This window comes from Streptomyces sp. NPDC104371 (genome assembly GCF_055583785.1).
In genome coordinates, this window is the sequence record NZ_JBVJNF010000014.1 from 1 (window position 1) to 15,534 (window position 15,534).

19 protein-coding genes are annotated in these 15,534 nt (G+C 69.7%); 11 read left to right on the forward strand and 8 right to left on the reverse strand.

Features of this window, described 5'->3' with window-relative positions:
* Window positions 1-580: 580 nt before the first annotated feature.
* The 3 genes from ACZ60T_RS31130 to ACZ60T_RS31140 all read right to left on the reverse strand — a co-directional run bounded on the left by ACZ60T_RS31130 (window position 581) and on the right by ACZ60T_RS31140 (window position 3,148).
* Window positions 581-1,174, reverse strand: a complete 594-nt coding sequence (locus ACZ60T_RS31130; protein WP_469668968.1) for a hypothetical protein — start codon at window positions 1,172-1,174, stop codon at window positions 581-583.
* Between the two features lie 112 nt (window positions 1,175-1,286).
* Window positions 1,287-2,135, reverse strand: a complete 849-nt coding sequence (locus ACZ60T_RS31135) for an NAD(P)H-binding protein (RefSeq protein ID WP_469668970.1) — start codon at window positions 2,133-2,135, stop codon at window positions 1,287-1,289.
* A gap of 131 nt (window positions 2,136-2,266) precedes the next feature.
* On the reverse strand, window positions 2,267-3,148 hold the full coding sequence (locus ACZ60T_RS31140) for an SDR family oxidoreductase (protein ID WP_469668971.1): 882 nt from the start codon (window positions 3,146-3,148) through the stop codon (window positions 2,267-2,269).
* Between the two features lie 86 nt (window positions 3,149-3,234).
* Here ACZ60T_RS31140 and ACZ60T_RS31145 point away from each other — a divergent pair, with 86 nt between their 5' ends.
* Window positions 3,235-3,813: a TetR/AcrR family transcriptional regulator gene (locus tag ACZ60T_RS31145; protein WP_365633911.1), complete on the forward strand. Its 579-nt coding sequence runs from the start codon at window positions 3,235-3,237 to the stop codon at window positions 3,811-3,813.
* 366 nt (window positions 3,814-4,179) lie between these two features.
* Window positions 4,180-4,542: an ArsR/SmtB family transcription factor gene (locus ACZ60T_RS31150; RefSeq protein ID WP_469668972.1), complete on the forward strand. Its 363-nt coding sequence runs from the start codon at window positions 4,180-4,182 to the stop codon at window positions 4,540-4,542.
* Window positions 4,543-4,671: 129 nt separating this feature from the next.
* Here ACZ60T_RS31150 and ACZ60T_RS31155 read toward each other — a convergent pair whose 3' ends face one another.
* Window positions 4,672-5,103: a sec-independent translocase gene (locus ACZ60T_RS31155; protein WP_469668973.1), complete on the reverse strand. Its 432-nt coding sequence runs from the start codon at window positions 5,101-5,103 to the stop codon at window positions 4,672-4,674.
* Between the two features lie 279 nt (window positions 5,104-5,382).
* Between ACZ60T_RS31155 and ACZ60T_RS31160 the strand changes: the two genes are divergently transcribed.
* The 4 genes from ACZ60T_RS31160 to ACZ60T_RS31175 all read left to right on the forward strand — a co-directional run bounded on the left by ACZ60T_RS31160 (window position 5,383) and on the right by ACZ60T_RS31175 (window position 8,111).
* The gene (locus ACZ60T_RS31160; RefSeq protein WP_469668974.1) at window positions 5,383-6,747 is read left to right on the forward strand and encodes a hypothetical protein; all 1,365 of its coding nucleotides are present in this window, start codon (window positions 5,383-5,385) and stop codon (window positions 6,745-6,747) included.
* A gap of 229 nt (window positions 6,748-6,976) precedes the next feature.
* A complete protein-coding gene (locus ACZ60T_RS31165) occupies window positions 6,977-7,423 on the forward strand; it encodes a LytR C-terminal domain-containing protein (RefSeq protein ID WP_469669080.1) in 447 nt (148 codons plus the stop codon).
* A 39-nt stretch (window positions 7,424-7,462) separates the two neighbouring features.
* The gene (locus ACZ60T_RS31170) at window positions 7,463-7,732 is read left to right on the forward strand and encodes a hypothetical protein (RefSeq protein ID WP_469668976.1); all 270 of its coding nucleotides are present in this window, start codon (window positions 7,463-7,465) and stop codon (window positions 7,730-7,732) included.
* 136 nt (window positions 7,733-7,868) lie between these two features.
* Window positions 7,869-8,111: a hypothetical protein gene (locus ACZ60T_RS31175; RefSeq protein ID WP_469668978.1), complete on the forward strand. Its 243-nt coding sequence runs from the start codon at window positions 7,869-7,871 to the stop codon at window positions 8,109-8,111.
* 534 nt (window positions 8,112-8,645) lie between these two features.
* Here the strand turns inward: ACZ60T_RS31175 and ACZ60T_RS31180 are convergent.
* Window positions 8,646-8,792: a hypothetical protein gene (locus ACZ60T_RS31180; protein ID WP_469668979.1), complete on the reverse strand. Its 147-nt coding sequence runs from the start codon at window positions 8,790-8,792 to the stop codon at window positions 8,646-8,648.
* Window positions 8,793-9,253: 461 nt separating this feature from the next.
* Between ACZ60T_RS31180 and ACZ60T_RS31185 the strand changes: the two genes are divergently transcribed.
* A complete protein-coding gene (locus ACZ60T_RS31185) occupies window positions 9,254-9,583 on the forward strand; it encodes a hypothetical protein (RefSeq protein ID WP_469668980.1) in 330 nt (109 codons plus the stop codon).
* Between the two features lie 283 nt (window positions 9,584-9,866).
* On the opposite strand, the gene ACZ60T_RS31190 is transcribed toward ACZ60T_RS31185, so the two are convergent.
* Entirely contained in the window at window positions 9,867-10,736 is an 870-nt protein-coding gene (locus tag ACZ60T_RS31190; RefSeq protein ID WP_469668981.1) for an alpha/beta fold hydrolase, read from the reverse strand.
* Between the two features lie 86 nt (window positions 10,737-10,822).
* Here ACZ60T_RS31190 and ACZ60T_RS31195 point away from each other — a divergent pair, with 86 nt between their 5' ends.
* Window positions 10,823-11,278, forward strand: a complete 456-nt coding sequence (locus tag ACZ60T_RS31195; RefSeq protein ID WP_469669081.1) for a MarR family transcriptional regulator — start codon at window positions 10,823-10,825, stop codon at window positions 11,276-11,278.
* A 214-nt stretch (window positions 11,279-11,492) separates the two neighbouring features.
* On the opposite strand, the gene ACZ60T_RS31200 is transcribed toward ACZ60T_RS31195, so the two are convergent.
* Both ACZ60T_RS31200 and rsgA read right to left on the reverse strand, forming a co-directional pair.
* Window positions 11,493-12,002 (reverse strand): GNAT family N-acetyltransferase, encoded by a 510-nt coding sequence (locus tag ACZ60T_RS31200; RefSeq protein WP_469668983.1) that lies wholly within the window; start codon window positions 12,000-12,002, stop codon window positions 11,493-11,495.
* A 147-nt stretch (window positions 12,003-12,149) separates the two neighbouring features.
* Entirely contained in the window at window positions 12,150-13,124 is a 975-nt protein-coding gene (rsgA, locus tag ACZ60T_RS31205) for a GTPase RsgA (protein WP_469669082.1), read from the reverse strand.
* A 613-nt stretch (window positions 13,125-13,737) separates the two neighbouring features.
* On the opposite strand from rsgA, the gene ACZ60T_RS31210 reads away from it, so the two are divergent.
* The 3 genes from ACZ60T_RS31210 to ACZ60T_RS31220 all read left to right on the forward strand — a co-directional run bounded on the left by ACZ60T_RS31210 (window position 13,738) and on the right by ACZ60T_RS31220 (window position 15,425).
* Window positions 13,738-14,307, forward strand: a complete 570-nt coding sequence (locus ACZ60T_RS31210) for a hypothetical protein (RefSeq protein ID WP_469668984.1) — start codon at window positions 13,738-13,740, stop codon at window positions 14,305-14,307.
* Between the two features lie 70 nt (window positions 14,308-14,377).
* Window positions 14,378-14,683, forward strand: a complete 306-nt coding sequence (locus ACZ60T_RS31215; protein WP_469668986.1) for a hypothetical protein — start codon at window positions 14,378-14,380, stop codon at window positions 14,681-14,683.
* Between the two features lie 7 nt (window positions 14,684-14,690).
* Complete coding sequence (locus tag ACZ60T_RS31220; RefSeq protein ID WP_469668987.1) at window positions 14,691-15,425, forward strand: hypothetical protein; 735 nt, start codon at window positions 14,691-14,693, stop codon at window positions 15,423-15,425.
* Window positions 15,426-15,534: the final 109 nt, after the last annotated feature.

Consider the following 15,534-nt stretch of genomic DNA (forward strand, 5'->3'; position numbering starts at 1 on the left):
CCGCTTCGCTCTGCCTCCGGCAGCCGAATGCGAGCTGCGCTCGCTTCGCGCGTCCCCGCGCGAATTGCCCGCCTCCGGCGGGGCGTTATGGAATTGGCCTCCGGCCATTTCCATAACGTGCGTGCCTCCGGCACGCTGTGGCCTCCGGCTAAACCTCATAGCAGCGCGCTCCCGCGCGCTCGTTTCCGGAACTCCGTTCCGGAAATATTCTGGTATTGCGGCCAACTCCGTTGGCCGGGACTTGACTTCAATTCGAATTGAAGTCGATCGGAATTTACTCCGTAAATTCCTTGGCTAGTTGTTGAAGTAGCGACTTCAACAACCTTTTTTTCTTTGAGAGTTGACCCTCAAACAGGGGGCCAGCCCGTCTTTCCTCTCGCCATTGCCGGCCCACCGTCTCGCACCCCAAACAGCCACACACCTAACCGGTTAAGACCTATACCCGCAGCCGGAACACCCCCGTGTTCCCGGACCAGTTGAGGTAGGTCCGGGCGCGCCTCGTGCGATGTGCGTATGTGTCGAAATCCTCGGAAGTCACCGTCCAGTAGAGACACTGGGATGTATCGAGGGGTACTGGTGCTTACTGGTGGGGGGCGGGCCAAGTCGCCACAAGGGCTCGCGAATCTGGGAAGCGGGGGCCGGAGACCATCTCCTGGGTTGTCTCGCCGTTGAGCCAGCACACTTGCTCAGGGCCGCCATCGCCGGTGTCGAACAAACAGCACACTCCGCCGCTGGCGGCGGCGAGGCTGGTGAACACCTCCCTGACGCGGGCCGACCGCGCGAACAAGCGGCTCATGCCCGACGTCGCTGCCCAGAACTCCATTGCCGCGTAACGAGGGTGCAGGAACGACTCGAACCGGATCGTCAGGTAGACGTACCCGATCTGGATTCGCCCGTCCTCACCGATCTCAGGGCCGTATGCCTCCGCGTACTCGCGCAGCACATCATCGGCGCCGAACATGATGGACGTGTCGAGGTCGAGCGTCCTGCTTGTGGAGCAGTCGACCGGCTCGCTCTTGAAGTGCGACGTGAACGGGAGGATGAGCCGGTCGCCCCCGGGCAGTGTGAGCTCAAGCGGCGGCCGCAACGCGGCTTCGGCCGGTGGCGCCAGTTCGGCCAGCTTGGCCAGCGCCCTGGCGACGTTTTGCGGAGGCAGGTAGATGTGCTGTCTCATGAACCGCCCCAGGAAGCCTGCCGGTTTCCGAGGGGCGCTACCCCGGTGCCGTCCACCCCCTCCCTACCAGACGGTACAGCGGTTGACGCCGAGCCTCTGATCTCCGACAAGTTCAGCGGAAGTCGTCGGCGTGGTCGACGGCCCATTGGGCGTATGTGTGCGCCGGCGTGCCGGTGATCTTTTCGGCGATGACGGAGGTCGGGGCCTGGACGCCGTCGGCAGCGGCCCACTGGCTCACGATTGCCTCGGCCACGACCGGGTGCATTGTTCTGCCCACGTCCGCGCGAGCCTGCTCGTCGAAGACGTGTTCGACCCGGATGCGGCGGCCGAGGGCCTCGCTGATGTACTCGACCTGCCGTTGCAGGGTCAGGGACTCGGCTCCGTAGACGGTGTAGGCCTGGTGCGAGTGACCTGGTTCGGTCAGGGCGGTCACCGCAAGCGCCGCGATGTCCTTCTCGTGCACCGGTGCCGACTGTGCGAGCGGATAGGGAAGACGGACGACGTTGTCCGTGCGGATCGATTCGGCCCACCAGGTGCGGGTGTTGACCGCGAATGTCCCTGGCCTGACGAACGTCCAGTCCATGCCGGACTGTTGGACGGCCTGCTCGATCGTGCGGTTCAGGCGGGGTACCGGGTGGTCGGCGTCGTGGTTCACGACCGACACGGATGAGAGCAGGACCATCTGCCGGATCCCTGCGGCTGTGGCCGCCGCAGCGACCTTCTCGATGTCGTAGGGCCTGTGGGGGTCGAGCATTCCGTACAGGAACATCTTGTCGGCGCCGTCGAGCGCTGCGGGCAGCGTTTCGGGACGGTCCAGGTCGGCGGTGACGGCTTCCCACCCGGGCGTCGAGCCCGAGGCCGGGGTCCTGCTGACTGCTCTGACCTGCTCACCGGCGGCCAGCAGGCCATCGGCCACGTGACGAGCGACGTTACCGCGAGCGCCGAAGACAACTGCCACCATGATGGGGGCCTCCTGTTGTGGACATGTGGGTTGTGGACGTGAACGGCCGCACAGCGGCTATGCCGAGTGGGCGAGGGCGAGGGTTCGCCGTTGCCGGCGCGAGTGCCGTAAGCGGGCCCTTTGGTCGCCTTTCAGGGCTGGATGTTCTCCAGGTCCTCCAGGAGGCTGAGATGCTTCGGCTCCCAGCCGAGGGTCTGCCGGGTGCGGGCGCTGGAGGAGGGCTGGTCGCTGGCGAAGATCGCGCCGAGAGGACCGTACGTCTGCGGCGGCACCGGCTCGGCCGGCAGGCCCAGCCGCCGGCCGATGACCGCGGCGATGTCACGCACCTGGTCTCCCTCGTCGGCCACGGCGTGCCAGGAGGTGCCGGCTTGTGCCTGTTCCAGCGCGAGCCGGAACAGGACTGCCGCGTCGAGCGCGTGCACGGCCGGCCAGCGCTGTGTGCCCTCGCCCGGGTAGCCGGACACTCCGGTCCGGCGTGCGATGCCGGTCAGCAAGCCGGCGAACCCGCCCGTGCCCTGGTTGTGGACCGTGCGCGGCAGGCGTACGGCCGTGCTCCGGACTCCGCGCGAGGCCAGGCCCAAGACCGCCGTGACGGCGCGGCCACGGCCACCGACCGGCCCGTCGGCCGGCAGCGGGTCGGCCTCGGTGGAGGCGCGGCCCGGCACCTGGGGCGTGCCTGAGCAGGTGACCAAGGGCCGGTCGCTGCCGAGGAGTTCGGCGCCGAGGGCCGCGAGGGCGGCGCTCTCCTCGGCGACCGCCCTGGCGACGGCGTCGGGGCTGCTGAAGTCGTTGGCGAATGCCAGGTGGATCACCCCGTCGGCCTGAGCGGCGCCGGAGCGGAGGACGTCCAGATCGGCGAGAGCTCCGCGGAGAGGCTGGGCGCCGGCCGTCTCGGCGGCCAGCGCGGAGGCGTCGGAACGGGCGAGCGCGAGGACGCTGTGGCCGTTGCTGAGCAGTTCGGCGATGACGGCGGAACCGATCAGGCCGGTGCCACCCGTGACAAAGACGTGCATGGAGCTCTCCCCCGGAGTGATGGGACTCTTGTCCCGTCACTCTAGCAAGGTGATGGGACAAGAGTCCCATCACGTATGATGGGGCCATGGCACGATGGGAACCAGGCGCACGCGAACGCCTTGTCGTGGCCGCAGTCGACCTGTTCACCGAGCAGGGGTACGACGCCACAACGGTCACGCAGATCGCCGAGCGCGCCGGGGTCACCAAAAGCACCTTCTTCCGGCACTTCCCTGACAAGCGAGAGCTGCTGGTGGCCGGACAGGAGACGCTGAGCCGGCTGCTGACCGACGGGATCACCGAGGCACCCGACGACGCCAGTCCGCTCGAGGCGGTCGCTGCCGGACTTGAGCGCGCGTCGAGCACGATGGGTCCCGTGAACCGCGAGCTCGCCCCGCGCCTGAAGGCTGCCGTCGCCGCCAGTGCCGAGCTCCAGGAGCGTGACGCCCTCAAGACCGTCAGCCTCGCGGCCGCGATGACGGCCGCCCTGGTCGCCCGCGGCCTGTCCGACCCGGCCGCGGCCCTCGCGAGCGAGCTGGGCGTCCTCGCCTTCAAGCGCGGGTTCGCCGAATGGTCCGAGGACAGCCGTGACGGCAAGGACGAGCTCGCCGGGTACGTCCTGGCGGCCCTGGACGAGTTGCGTACGGTGAGTGCATCGCTGGGCTGAGCGGACAGACCGTCCCGCTCAGCGGCTGGTCGCGCATCGGCCTCTCGCTCGTCAGGCCCGCAGACGCACACGGCTCCCTCTCGGCGCAGCCGCTCGGCCCTTCCGGCGATGATGCCCTCTCAGCCACGGACGGCAGAGAGCTGGAAGCCACACCCGCGCCCCCTGGGTGAGCCGACCCTACGCGTGGCCCGCTCATCCCGATCAACAGCGCAGGCAGGACTGATCACTTGGTTCTGCCGTTGCCCGGTGCGGCCTCGAACCCGGGCGGCGAAGCGTGTCCTCGGCGCCCGGAAGCCGAGCAGGCGCACGCCTACACTGAGTGGACGCGCAGTTGACGGCTGCGCAGCGGGCGGACGGGAGAGAGCTGTGACGGGGAACGTCGGTGGCTTCGAGGATCCGTCCGCGGAGGTTCTCGCCGAGGCAGCCGCCATGTTCGGGCTGCTCGCCTCCTCGGCCCGGCTCCACCTGATGTGGGCGCTGTCGCAAGGCGAGAGTGACGTCACGCATCTCGCCGACCTCCTGGGCGGCACGCTGCCCGCGGTCAGCCAGCACCTGGCCAAGCTGAAGGTCGCCGGACTCGTGCGTTCCCGCCGCGAGGGCCGGCGGCAGATCTATTACGTCGACGACCCCGACACCGTCATGGTCGTACGGCTGATGGTCGGACAGCTGACCGTACGTTCGCGGCGCACCCTCGCGCCGGTGCACGGGCTGAGCGGCGCCGGCGGCTGAGGCCACCGCAGCCCCGTCGCAAGGCACGAAGGAACCTCCTTGGCCGGCCCCTGCCCGAGCCCGGCGAGAGCGATCGTCCTGCCACGCGTTGCCGGCCGAAGGCCGGGTGCGAGGGAGGGGTGGCACGTCTCAGGTGGCGTCGGGGTCGAACGCGGGGCGGCCGGCCGGGTCGGGCTGTTCCGTCTTCGCCACGCTCACGCGCCCCGCTTGCGCGCTGCCGGTCCGGGCCTTGCCGGCCGATTCGCGCACCGCGTCGGCGGCCTGCGCGAACTCCTCCCCCGGGTCGAGAGCGTTGCGGATCTCATCGAGCCCGAGACCGTCGGCGTCGAGCATGTGCTTGCGTACAAGCGTCTTCGGGTGCAGGTCCTCGAACTCGAAATCTTTGAATTCCGGGCCCAGTTCGGAGCGGATGTCCTGTTTGGCGCTCTCGGAGACGGCGCGCACCTTGCGGAGGAACCCCCATACGTCCTGGATGATTTGGGGCACCTTGTCCGGGCCGAAGACGAGTGCGGCCAAGACCACCAGCGTGATGAGCTTCAACGGGCCCATATCGAAGAACACCCGGGACTCCTCGCTCCGCCGTCCACCCCGTCCGTACCCCGGACATCCCGGCTATCATAGTTTAGAGATTGCGCAAGTATAGGAATCGGGGGGGCTTCTTGTCCACGTGCGGCGAGCGACGGCGGGCGGGCGGTACCAGGACCGTGCCGTGCTGCTGCAGAGTCGCAGCCGTCCGCCTGCCCCCCGCGTGCGGTTGCGGCCCGGGTCCGGTGACAGATTGCACAGTTGCGCAGTAGTTAAAGTGTTTGCATTGCCGCCTTGGAACACCAGGAGGTTCCTTTGCTCTCCTCTTCCGCACGGACTTGCCGACTGGTCCGGCTGCCGGCCGCGCTGGCCGTGACAGCGACGGTGACGCTCACCCTGCCGGTCGCCAGTGCATCGGCCGCCGGAACCGGACCCGCCGCCGTGGCGGACGCGTTCCGCAAAGGCCCGGTGTACGTCGACCCCCGGGCCGAGGGCGAGTTGCCGCGGGCGCAGGCCGACCAGCTCGCCGAGAAGATCAAGAAGGCGGACAAGCCGGTCTTCGTCGCCGTACTGCCCGAGGCGTCCGAGTACCCGAAGGCCACGGTGCTGCGTGACCTGCGCTCCCTGACGGGTGTCACAGGTGTGTACGCGGTCCGGCTCGGCACGGGGTTCAACGCGGGCGCCGACCGGCAGGTGATGTCCAAGGACGCGGTCGACAACCTCAAGGGCGCGGTGAGGCGTTCCTACTCCTTCGACGCCTCCGCCGAGGTGAACGCCTTCGTGGACCAGGCGCTCCAGCAGGCCAAGGGCCACGCGCCCGACTCCTGGGACGATTCCGGGGACGGAAGTCCGGCCACCGGCATGCTGGTCGGCGGACTGGCCGTGGCCGGTGCGGCCGGGGGCGGCTATGCGCTGTACCGGCGGGCACGCAAGAAGCGGGAAGAGCGCGAACGGGCCGAACTGGAAGCACTGCGCGTGGTGGTGGACGAGGACATCACCGCCTTCGGCGAGGAACTGGACCGCCTCGACTTCTCACCGTCCGAGCCGGGCGCCACGGACGCGATGCGCGAGGACTACACCCGCGCCCTGGACGCCTACGACCGCGCCAAGCAGCAGATGGCTGCGGCAACACACCCACAGGACGTGCAGCCGGTCACCGGGACACTTGCCGAGGGCCGTTTCGCGCTGGCCTCTCTCGCCGCCCGGCGCACCGGTGCGCCGCTGCCCGAGCGGCGTCTCCCGTGCTTCTTCGACCCCCGCCACGGCCCGTCGGCCAGCGATGTGAACTGGTGCCCGCCGGGCGGAGCGCCGCGCATGGTGCCGGCCTGCGCCGAGGACGCGCTGGCGGTCAGTCAGGGCGGACAGCCACTGATGCGCATGGTCCCCACCGACCAGGGCGCCCAGCCGTACTGGAACGCGGGCCCGGCCTACGCCCCCTGGGCGGGCGGCTACTTCGGCGGCGCAGGCGGCGTGATCGGCGGCCTGCTCGCCGGCACCCTGCTCGGCAGCCTGCTCAGCGCGCCATCGGCCTTCGCCGACGACGGCGGCGGCTTCCCGGGGGCCGCCGACCTGCCGGAGGGCGGCGAGTTCTCCGGTGCGGACTTCAACGCCCCGGACTTCGGGGGCAGCTTCGGGGACTCCGGCTCCGGCGCAGGGGGCGACTTCGGCGGCGACTGGTGACCCGACGCCGGCCGACGGGCCTTCTGTGACCGCAGAAGCCAGGGCGCCGGCAGTCGAGGGGCGGATCCGGCTCATCCCGCCGCACGCCGGCCGACTGCGGGCGGCACCGCGGGCGGACCGTCCTGCCGACGGCCAGAACACCGATCGTACGACGCGGACGCCACCGGCGACCGGTGACGCCCCGACACCGAGCGCCGACGGCCCGTCCGTCCGCGGACACGGAGCCGCCGTGCGCGTCCACAACGGCACACCGGCCGCCGGCCTCACCTCCCGGACAGCCCGGACCCTGAACGGACACGGCATCACGGTCACCGGGATCGGCAGCGTAGACAGGGACACCGGGATCGGCACCGCGGGCATGGACCACACCGTGACACTCATCCTCCACGGCCCGGGCCGCACCACCGAGGCCGAGACGGTCGCCCGCCTCTCCCCCGGCGCCCGGATCCAGGCCCGCCTACCGGCCCGGACATCACTGTGGTCCCCGGCCCGGCGAACACCGCACCAGTCACACGGCCGGTGGTGGCCGCACCCGCTCCCACCACCGGCAACACCCGCTTCGCCGACGACTCCCCCGGCTCCGGCCACTTCTGCGGCCGACCCCCCGCAAGCGCAGCGTCGTCACAGGCAGCGCACAGAACAAACCCTGAACGAAACAGCATCAGTTGCGCAATAATGAAATCATTGCAGACCGCGCCGAGGGGAGGGCCTGACCATGCGAGGCGAGTCCGCGGCGATACGCCTGCTGGAAGAACTGGCGACGGGATGCCCCTCGCCCGACCCGGACGACCGGATCCAGCACGCCTACCGGCCCGTTGCCGTGTCCCACCACGCCGGATGGCCGTGGCCGGGCACCGTCACCGCCTGGTGGACCGGCCCCAGCGGCACCACCCTGTGCCGCCTGCGCCTGTCCGGCACCCCGGCGCCGCGCTGGGTGGTCCATGACCCCGACCGGATCGCCCTGCTGGTCCAGGAGGGCATCTAGCGCTCTGACCGGCGAGAGAGCTGCCGTAGCACGGCAGTCGAAGTCAGCCTGGGGCAGCACGCCCCGGAGAGGGAAAGCACCCATGCCGCACGGCGACGTTCAACGACGCGACGCGAATCTCCGGCTGGGAGCCGCCGTGGCCGAGATCGAAGGGCTCTACACAGCCCTGCTGCGGACCAGGTCCCCCGAACGGCACGAACGACTGCGGGCCGATCTGGCGCGCGCCGGTGAACGCCTTGCCGCGCTCGCGGTCGTTCCGGGCCAGGGGCAGAGCACTTCGCACGTGCCGCGGAGACGGTCCCGCCGGGAACGGCGCAGCGCACTGGCCGAACGGGGCGCAGCGTGGATCATCGGGCGCTACGACCACAATGCACACTGACGTCTGAAGCGACCACACGGCCCGCCCTCACCCGAAGCTACCGACCGGCAGACTCGGTGCCGGGGCCCGTGCCCACGCCGCCGCGCGGGAACCGCGGCCCGTGCAGCAACGCACCCGGTACGCTGCACCCGCCCCGGCGGCGCGCGGTCCGCAGGGGCCGGGCTCCGGACCACGTCGCGGTCCGGCTGCCGGGGGGCACCGCGAAGAACTCCGGGCATGCCGAGCGGGGCCTCGCAACGCGCTCCAAACGCACCCTCACCTCCTAGACGTCCCACAGCCCGTCACCTGCCTGGCCGACGGGCAGCACCCTGGCTCTTCTCCCCACGCTGCGCACCTCACATCTGTACGGCACAAGAGTCATCGTCATTCACCCACACCAGCGTCCGGGCCCGCAGTACGTCCCAAGGACTTGGTCCGACCGGCATGCCCGACGTTCACGAAGGGGTCGCACCCGACAACGGCATTTCAGGCGGCGGGACTTCGTAGCAGACACTCACAGGCCCCGCAGAACACCGCTGGGCCGAATCCGGGCATTCAGCGGGCGCCGGTCTCCTCCAACGCCTCGGCCAGGGCGGAGACGGACCGCTGCTCGACGGGGCACTTCGAGAGGCAGAACCTGTCCTCGGCGCACACCGGCCCGCAGACCGGGGCGACACCGAGGCCCTCACGGCCGCGCCCCACCGTCGAAGCTCTTCTGCGGCCTTCTTCACCGCGAGGCCTGAACGAGGGGGGTACCCCTTCGAAGGTGTTGAGCCGCCCGCCGACCCACTGAGTCCGGTTCGGCGGGGCGCCGTGCGGCCGGTTCCCGGCGCAGCACGAGCAGGTCACCACCGGCGCCCTGCCAGCCACGGCGCCGGAGATGACCACCAACCCGCAGACCGCGGCCGACGCCTAGCACCCCAACTGCGGCACTTGCCTCGGCGAGCTGTTGTGTCTGGGGCCGGCCACGGTGCCGGACGGGCGTCTTGGAGTGTCACTTGTTCGGCAGATCGTGGGTCGCCTCGTGCGGAGGGCCTTCCTACGTTCGAAAGGACAGGCACGGCCTCGATGGATACGCGCCCGGCCACGCCGGAAGGGAGTACTCCATGTGTTCGGTCCGCTCTTCAGCTGTCGCACTGGCGGCGAGTGCTCTGCTGGGTCTCGTGGAGCCCGCTGCCCTCGCCGACGACGGCGCCGGTGGGCTTGTCGCCACGGTGAGCCCGAAGGTCGTCCACCTGGGTCAGACGGTCACCCTGACCTTGCGCAACTGCGGGAACCCGGGCGGGGGCGGACGGGCCGAAGGATCTCTCGTCGGCGGCCGGATGACCGCTCGAACCCCTGTCGAGATCACCGGACTCAGGCCCACCGCCGCAGGCGCGCTGGTCGGCAGGACCACTGTCGTCAACACCCGGCCCGGCACCACGGCCGCGGTCTACTTCGCCTGCAACTCGGATGTGGACACAGTGGTGTCGGCGGACGTCATGGTCCGGTGAGCCGCCCTCGCGGGGCCTGCGCCCTGCTGACGAGCTCGTGCCTGGTTGGCTGTGGTGTGTCGAGTCCTTGATCGTCGGTCATGGTCTGTGTGGTGGGGAACCGTGCGCGCGCAGCGATCATTCGCAGTCGGCGGATCACCGGGCCGGGGCCTGAGGCGATCGTCGAACTCGTCGCAGAGACCGGTCCGTTGTGCGCACCGCCGCCGACCATGCACGACCTCGTCAGGCTCTCTGCCTGTTCTCCTCCCGAGGGGCTCCAGGGCGCCACTCCGCCTGGTTCTCCTCACATCGCGCCCAGGGCCGCTTGCTTGTCATCGTTGCCTGCCAGGAAGCCGGTGATCAGGCGGTTCGTCTGCGCAGGCGCGGCGGTGGGCATAGCGAAGTGGGTGAGATCGGCGAGGATTTCGATCCTGGCATCCGGTACGGCCTTACGGGCGCGGACTGCGACTTTCGCCGCGTCGTGGGCGTCGCTGCGGGCGGCGAGAAGGACCAGGAGCGGGACACTCAGCGCCGTGGGGTCCGGGCGGCGGCCGACGACCAGTTTCCGGTCCGCGAAGCCCGAGACAGCCAAGGCATAGAGATGCTTCCAGCCCAGGTCGGTGTCCGTGCCCGCCGTCTCACGGTCCAGGTATGCGCGTGCGCGGGCTTGCGTCGGCCGGAGCAGTACCGGCAGCGAGCGCAACAGGAAACCCGGGCGGTGGCTGGCGAAGCACTGGGTCGGGTCGAGCAGCACCAGCCGGTCGACCCGCCGTGCGGCATGCAGGGCGTAGTTCAGGGCCATCCAGGCGCCGTAGGAATGACCCAGCAGGTGCACGCGGGACACGTCGAGGCCGTCGAGCAGCGCGTCCAGCCAGGCCATCAGGTCTGTGGTCGCACGCAGCGGGCGCCCGCCGGGGATGCTGTGTCCGGCGTCGCCGAGGATGTCGACGGCCAGCACGCGGTGGTCTGTGCCCAGTGCCGGGGCGTTGGCGAACCAGACCGCGCCGGTGGAACCGCCGCCGTGCAGAAGGAGAACGGGGGCGGCTTCAGTTCGGCCGTAGGCGTGGACGCGGGTGGTGCCGTACGGAGTGGGAACATCGATCTCGGTGGTACCGGCAGGCCAGCGGGCGAGCAGTGCGTCGTAGGCGGCGAAGAACTCTTGGGATGAGGACACTGCGAACCCTCCAGGGATTCATCTCGTTGACCTAGTATCTCGCTCAGCGAGATACTAGACCAGTGAATGATGACAACAACCCCGCGATGCGGCTGGTCCATCTACTGCGCGCAGTGACCGTCGAATTCGATCTGCGCGGCGCCGAGTTCGCCGCGCGAAACGGCCTGCACCCCACCGATCTGCGGGCCCTCATCCACCTGCTCGACGCAGACCGGACGGGCACCGGCGTCACCCCGGGACACCTCGGTTCGGCGCTGCGGATCAACTCGGCGGGCACCACTGCCCTGCTCGACCGGCTGGAGCGCCTGGGGCTCGTCCGCCGCGAGCGCGATGAACACGACCGGCGACGCGTCATGCTGACGGTGGAGCAGAAGGCCGTGGAACTGGGCTGGTCCTTCTTCGGCCCGCTCATCACCGGCCTCGTCGATGCGGCCGAGGACTTCACCCCTGGCGAACTGGACACCGTTCACCGCTACCTGACCTCCGCCCTTCGCGCAGCCGCTCCCGCCTGTGACGCGCAGACGCCCGCAGCCGCTCCGTAGCGCGTGAGCCGTCAGGCGCTGCGCGGCTCGAGTGTGCTGCGCGGCTCGAGTGTGCTGCCCTGGCCGCGCAGCCCGCAGGAGGAAGCGGTCCCGGCCCCGGTGTGACCCCACCGTCCGGCAGCCGTCGCTTCCTCCCGGGCCTGTCCGGGATCACTCGGCCCGGAAAGGGCTGTGGCGCCCCAGGGGACAAGCCCCCAGGGCGCCACCGGAGCGGTCAGACGCCGAACGCTGCGGGGTACTGGATGGTGCCCGCCGGGACCGGGCGAGTGCCGTCCAGAGCCATGGCCATCATGGCCTCGTCAGGTACGTCGAAGAGGGCTCGGATGCCGAAGCGGGAGGCCGGCGTGAAGCCGAACCGAGGGTAGTAGCCGGCGTGTCCGAGAACGACAACGAGGTTCTCTCCCATGGCCCTGGCGGCGGCCAAAGCGGCGCGGATGGCCGCGGAGCCGGCACCGGCGCGCTGGGCTGAGGGCAGTACCGCGCACGGGGCCAGGGCGAGGGCAGGCTGACCGCCGACGTGGCAGCGGGTGAGCAGCGCATACCCGGCCGGGGTGCTGCCGGGGGCCGCGGCGACCATCGACAGGCCGTCGATCCACGCCTTCGGGTCGGCGCGCAGGGCGTCGACGATGCCGGCCTCGGCGGCGGTGGGGAAGGCCGCGAGGAGGATGTCCCGGACGGCGGGGATGTCGGCGGCGGTTTCGGGGCGGGCGGTCCAGGTGGTCATGGTTCCGTTCTCGGCGGTGTCGTGGGGGCGGAGGAGACAGACGACGTAGTTGTAGTCGATGTAAGTCGCTGCCGTGTTCGCACCGCATGAAGAACGCCTCCGTCACCAGGTCGGCGCCAGGAGCATGGCCGGGTGTGCCGGTGTTGTTCACAACCGGCGCTCCCGGAACTGGCAGGTGGCACGCAGATGCCGCGGTGATGCCCTTTGGGCGGCCTCGCGGTCGGTGCGCAGCCGAGCGTCGGTGCGGGAGGCCGCGCAGGCGTTCTCCCTCGGCAGTTGGCGGTAACTGTCCAGACGGCGCTGGGGAATCTCGCCCGCCTCGACGGCGGCCGGCACCGCACCGCCGGGTTCGCTCGCATGTGCGTGGTCCGTGAACCGGCAGTCCCGGACAAGGTGTTCGATCTCGGCGAAGGTCTGCTCCAGCCCGTTCCGGGCACCGAGCACGCCGATCACGCGCAGACCGGAGGTGTCCAGCAAGACCCCGCCACCGGGCAGCGAAGTCAACTCCCGCCACGCGGTGGCGCGCCGCCCCTCGCCGTCCACATCGCGCACGACGACGGTCGCCAGCCGGTCCTCGCCCAGCAGCTGGTTACCCGGAGTGGACTTACCTGCACCAGAAGGGCCCAGCAACACGATGATGCCGTTCAGAACGGCCGTCAAGGCGTCCCGGCCCAACCCGGCCACGGCACTGGTGACCAGTACATCTGTGCCCGGTGCCACCTCGGACAGCCCGGCTACGGCCAGCTGCACGGCAGCACACCGATCGGTCTCGGCGAACACCACGACCGGCCGGACGCCGCACTCCCAGGCCAGCGCGAGCACGCGCTCGGCCCTACCCTGCTCCAGCACGGCACCCAGCGACACCGTCACCACGACCGTGCCGACGCCGGCGGCCAGGACCTGGCCACGGGAGGTACGCGAAGCAGTGGATCGCACCAGAGTGATGCGCCGCTCCAGTACCGCGTGCGGCACTGGTCCGTGACTGGTGGTGGCAGGACGCAGGGCAGCCCAGTCACCCGTGCACGGCGGCGACAGCGGATTCTTCTGACCCGCGGCACCCGGAATCCCCGATTCCCTTAAAACCGAGGGGAATTGAATTGTATTCCGTGAGGAAAAATAAATCGCGGAATGCGAAGGAAGGGTAAGAGGGGCCCCTCCGGGGCCCAATCGCCCGTTCAGGTGGGGGGTTGGGCTGCCTCCGGCAGAACAGCCCGGGCCCGTCTCCCTAAAGGTGGGGTAGAGGAGAGAGACGGACAGAGAGGGCAGGGCAGGGAGCTGGAGGGGGAAAGGACGGGAGAGGAGCCCTCCGGGCCCCCGCTCCCCCCTCCCCCACCCCCTGCCCGTCCACCGGGCCCGCAGCACGGCGCGGCGGCGCCAGCCGACGCGCAACCAACACAAGGCCGCCCCCAATCCCCGAAGCCCGCCACCCCACCCACCCCCGCACCCATACCTCACTCATCCTTCAACCGGCGCGGGAAAAGTGGCAGCAGAGGGGATGTCAGACTCCCAACCACGCGCGGAACCCTTGGTTGACCTGCGGATACGTCGCCCTCCCCAGAGAGGCTCGCGCAAGAGATGTCGCAAGAGAAGGCGCAGGGGTAGCCGCAAGAAATGTTGCAAGAGATGTCGCAAGGTTCGGCGATTCGGGTACTTCCCGCAGACCAGAGAGTGTATTATTGATTTTGAGTCAGGCGGCAACCTGACTCAGTCTCAATCACCAACACAAGGAGCCCCCTTGAACACGGAAGCGAAAACTGTTGACGCGGTAAGCCGACTCACGATCCACCTTGCTGGAGAACACGAGGCCGACGCATCCATCGGTCTGACGCTCATTCCCCTTCTGAAGATCCCCACGGCAATCATCGAATTCCGGCACCCTACCGGCGCGCGCGTTTGGTGGGAAGGCTGGTGCGAGGCCGCCGCAATGCTCGACAGGATCTTTTCCGAGCAGGTCGACGCGGGAGAATTGCGCGAGCCCGAATTGACCATTAATTCGTTTGTGATCCTGGACGACGCGCCCCGTCGCGCCAAAGTCCGGGCGCGCAGCGCGGCTGTAAGCCCCGACGGAATTGGCGCATTGTCCGTCACCGTCGGAGGTCTGACGATCGCGTGCGCGTCCCGCGCGGCAGTCGAGTGCCAGGTGCGCGGGTGGCGCGAGGCGTATGACATGTTCGCCAGCGACGGAGGGTTCGGACTGCCGTCCGCCGACGACGTGGCCGCGCGCGTACGGGCCGACCACGCCCGCCACGGAGTCAACGAGCTGTTGACGGCCGCCGAGGAGCAGCGGGCAGCCCGGACGCAGTGACCCGCCCAGGGTGGAGCAGCCACCGGTCGCCCCACCCTCCCGGAGCCACAGCCGCCAGAGAGGGGACAGCATGACCACCACAGGACCGATCAGCCGGGGGCAGCGGGTACGCATCGAGCGCAACCCCACCCAGAGTCTGGCCGCCCACGCCCGCCCGAGGACCGCGAACCGGCCCGCCCCGTGGCCCGAGGTCTGGGAAGGCACCGTGTTGCAAGTGACGTACGACGAAGGGGAGTTGACTGACGTCGAGGTCTACGGCAAGCGGGAGAGCACCGGCGAGACCAAGCGCGTCACGTTCAGCCTCACCGCGAACCGGTTCTTCCGTACGACTGTGACGCCGGTCGAGTCGCCGCAACTGCGCACGTCCGGGGGGTAATTGAGGGTTGACGATCACCGCCGAGAGTGTATTATTGATTCTGTTGGTGAGCGGCAACTCACCCACCACCAACTCGACAACCCAAGGCAGGGGAACGATGAGCGAGTACCAAGACCACGTACGGCAAAGCCTCGAAGGGCAGAACGTTGACCCGGGCGAGGATCTCGGCATTGACGCGATGAGGTGGACGCCCGACCCCGTCATCGGGGACGGGACGGACGAGGCGACGCGCACCGCCGCCGACACAGCGCACGCGTTGCTCGATCGCTCCGCCGACGCGTACCTGTTGCTCCTGAGCGCCGTTCTTGGCGACGGGACGCACCACATGGTGGCCAGCGCCAGCACGCCGCACGGTGACCTCACCGAAGGCCAGGAGCTCACGGTGATCGGTGATGCCCTGATCATCAACGAGGCCGCATCCATGCGCGTCTGCGCAGTGATCGCGGCAGCCATGGTTGGCTGCGGCACCGGTGGACTGGTTGTGCGCACCTTCGGCCCCGACGGGTCGGAGTTCGTACGCGGCTGGAGGGTCCGGAACTTCTGGCTTCGGCCGCTTACCGCTCAGGAGATCCAGGAGGCGTACACCGTCGACACCGAGACCGGTGCGCCGGTGGCCCCGGAACCGGGCGTTGAGTACCGGCAGGCCGAGCGGGTGCCCCGCCCGGACCAGGCCCCGACGCACGGCGAGAGCGCCAGCCACACGGCGCCGAGGGACAACCGGCCCCCGAACCGCCGCAACTGAGCACCGCCCCGCCGGGGCCGGTCGCCCGACCGGCCCCGGCGGGAACGCCCCTGCCTCCCCCTTGCCCTGCCTCCCGGTGTGAGCGGCAACTCACCCGGCACCAACCCGA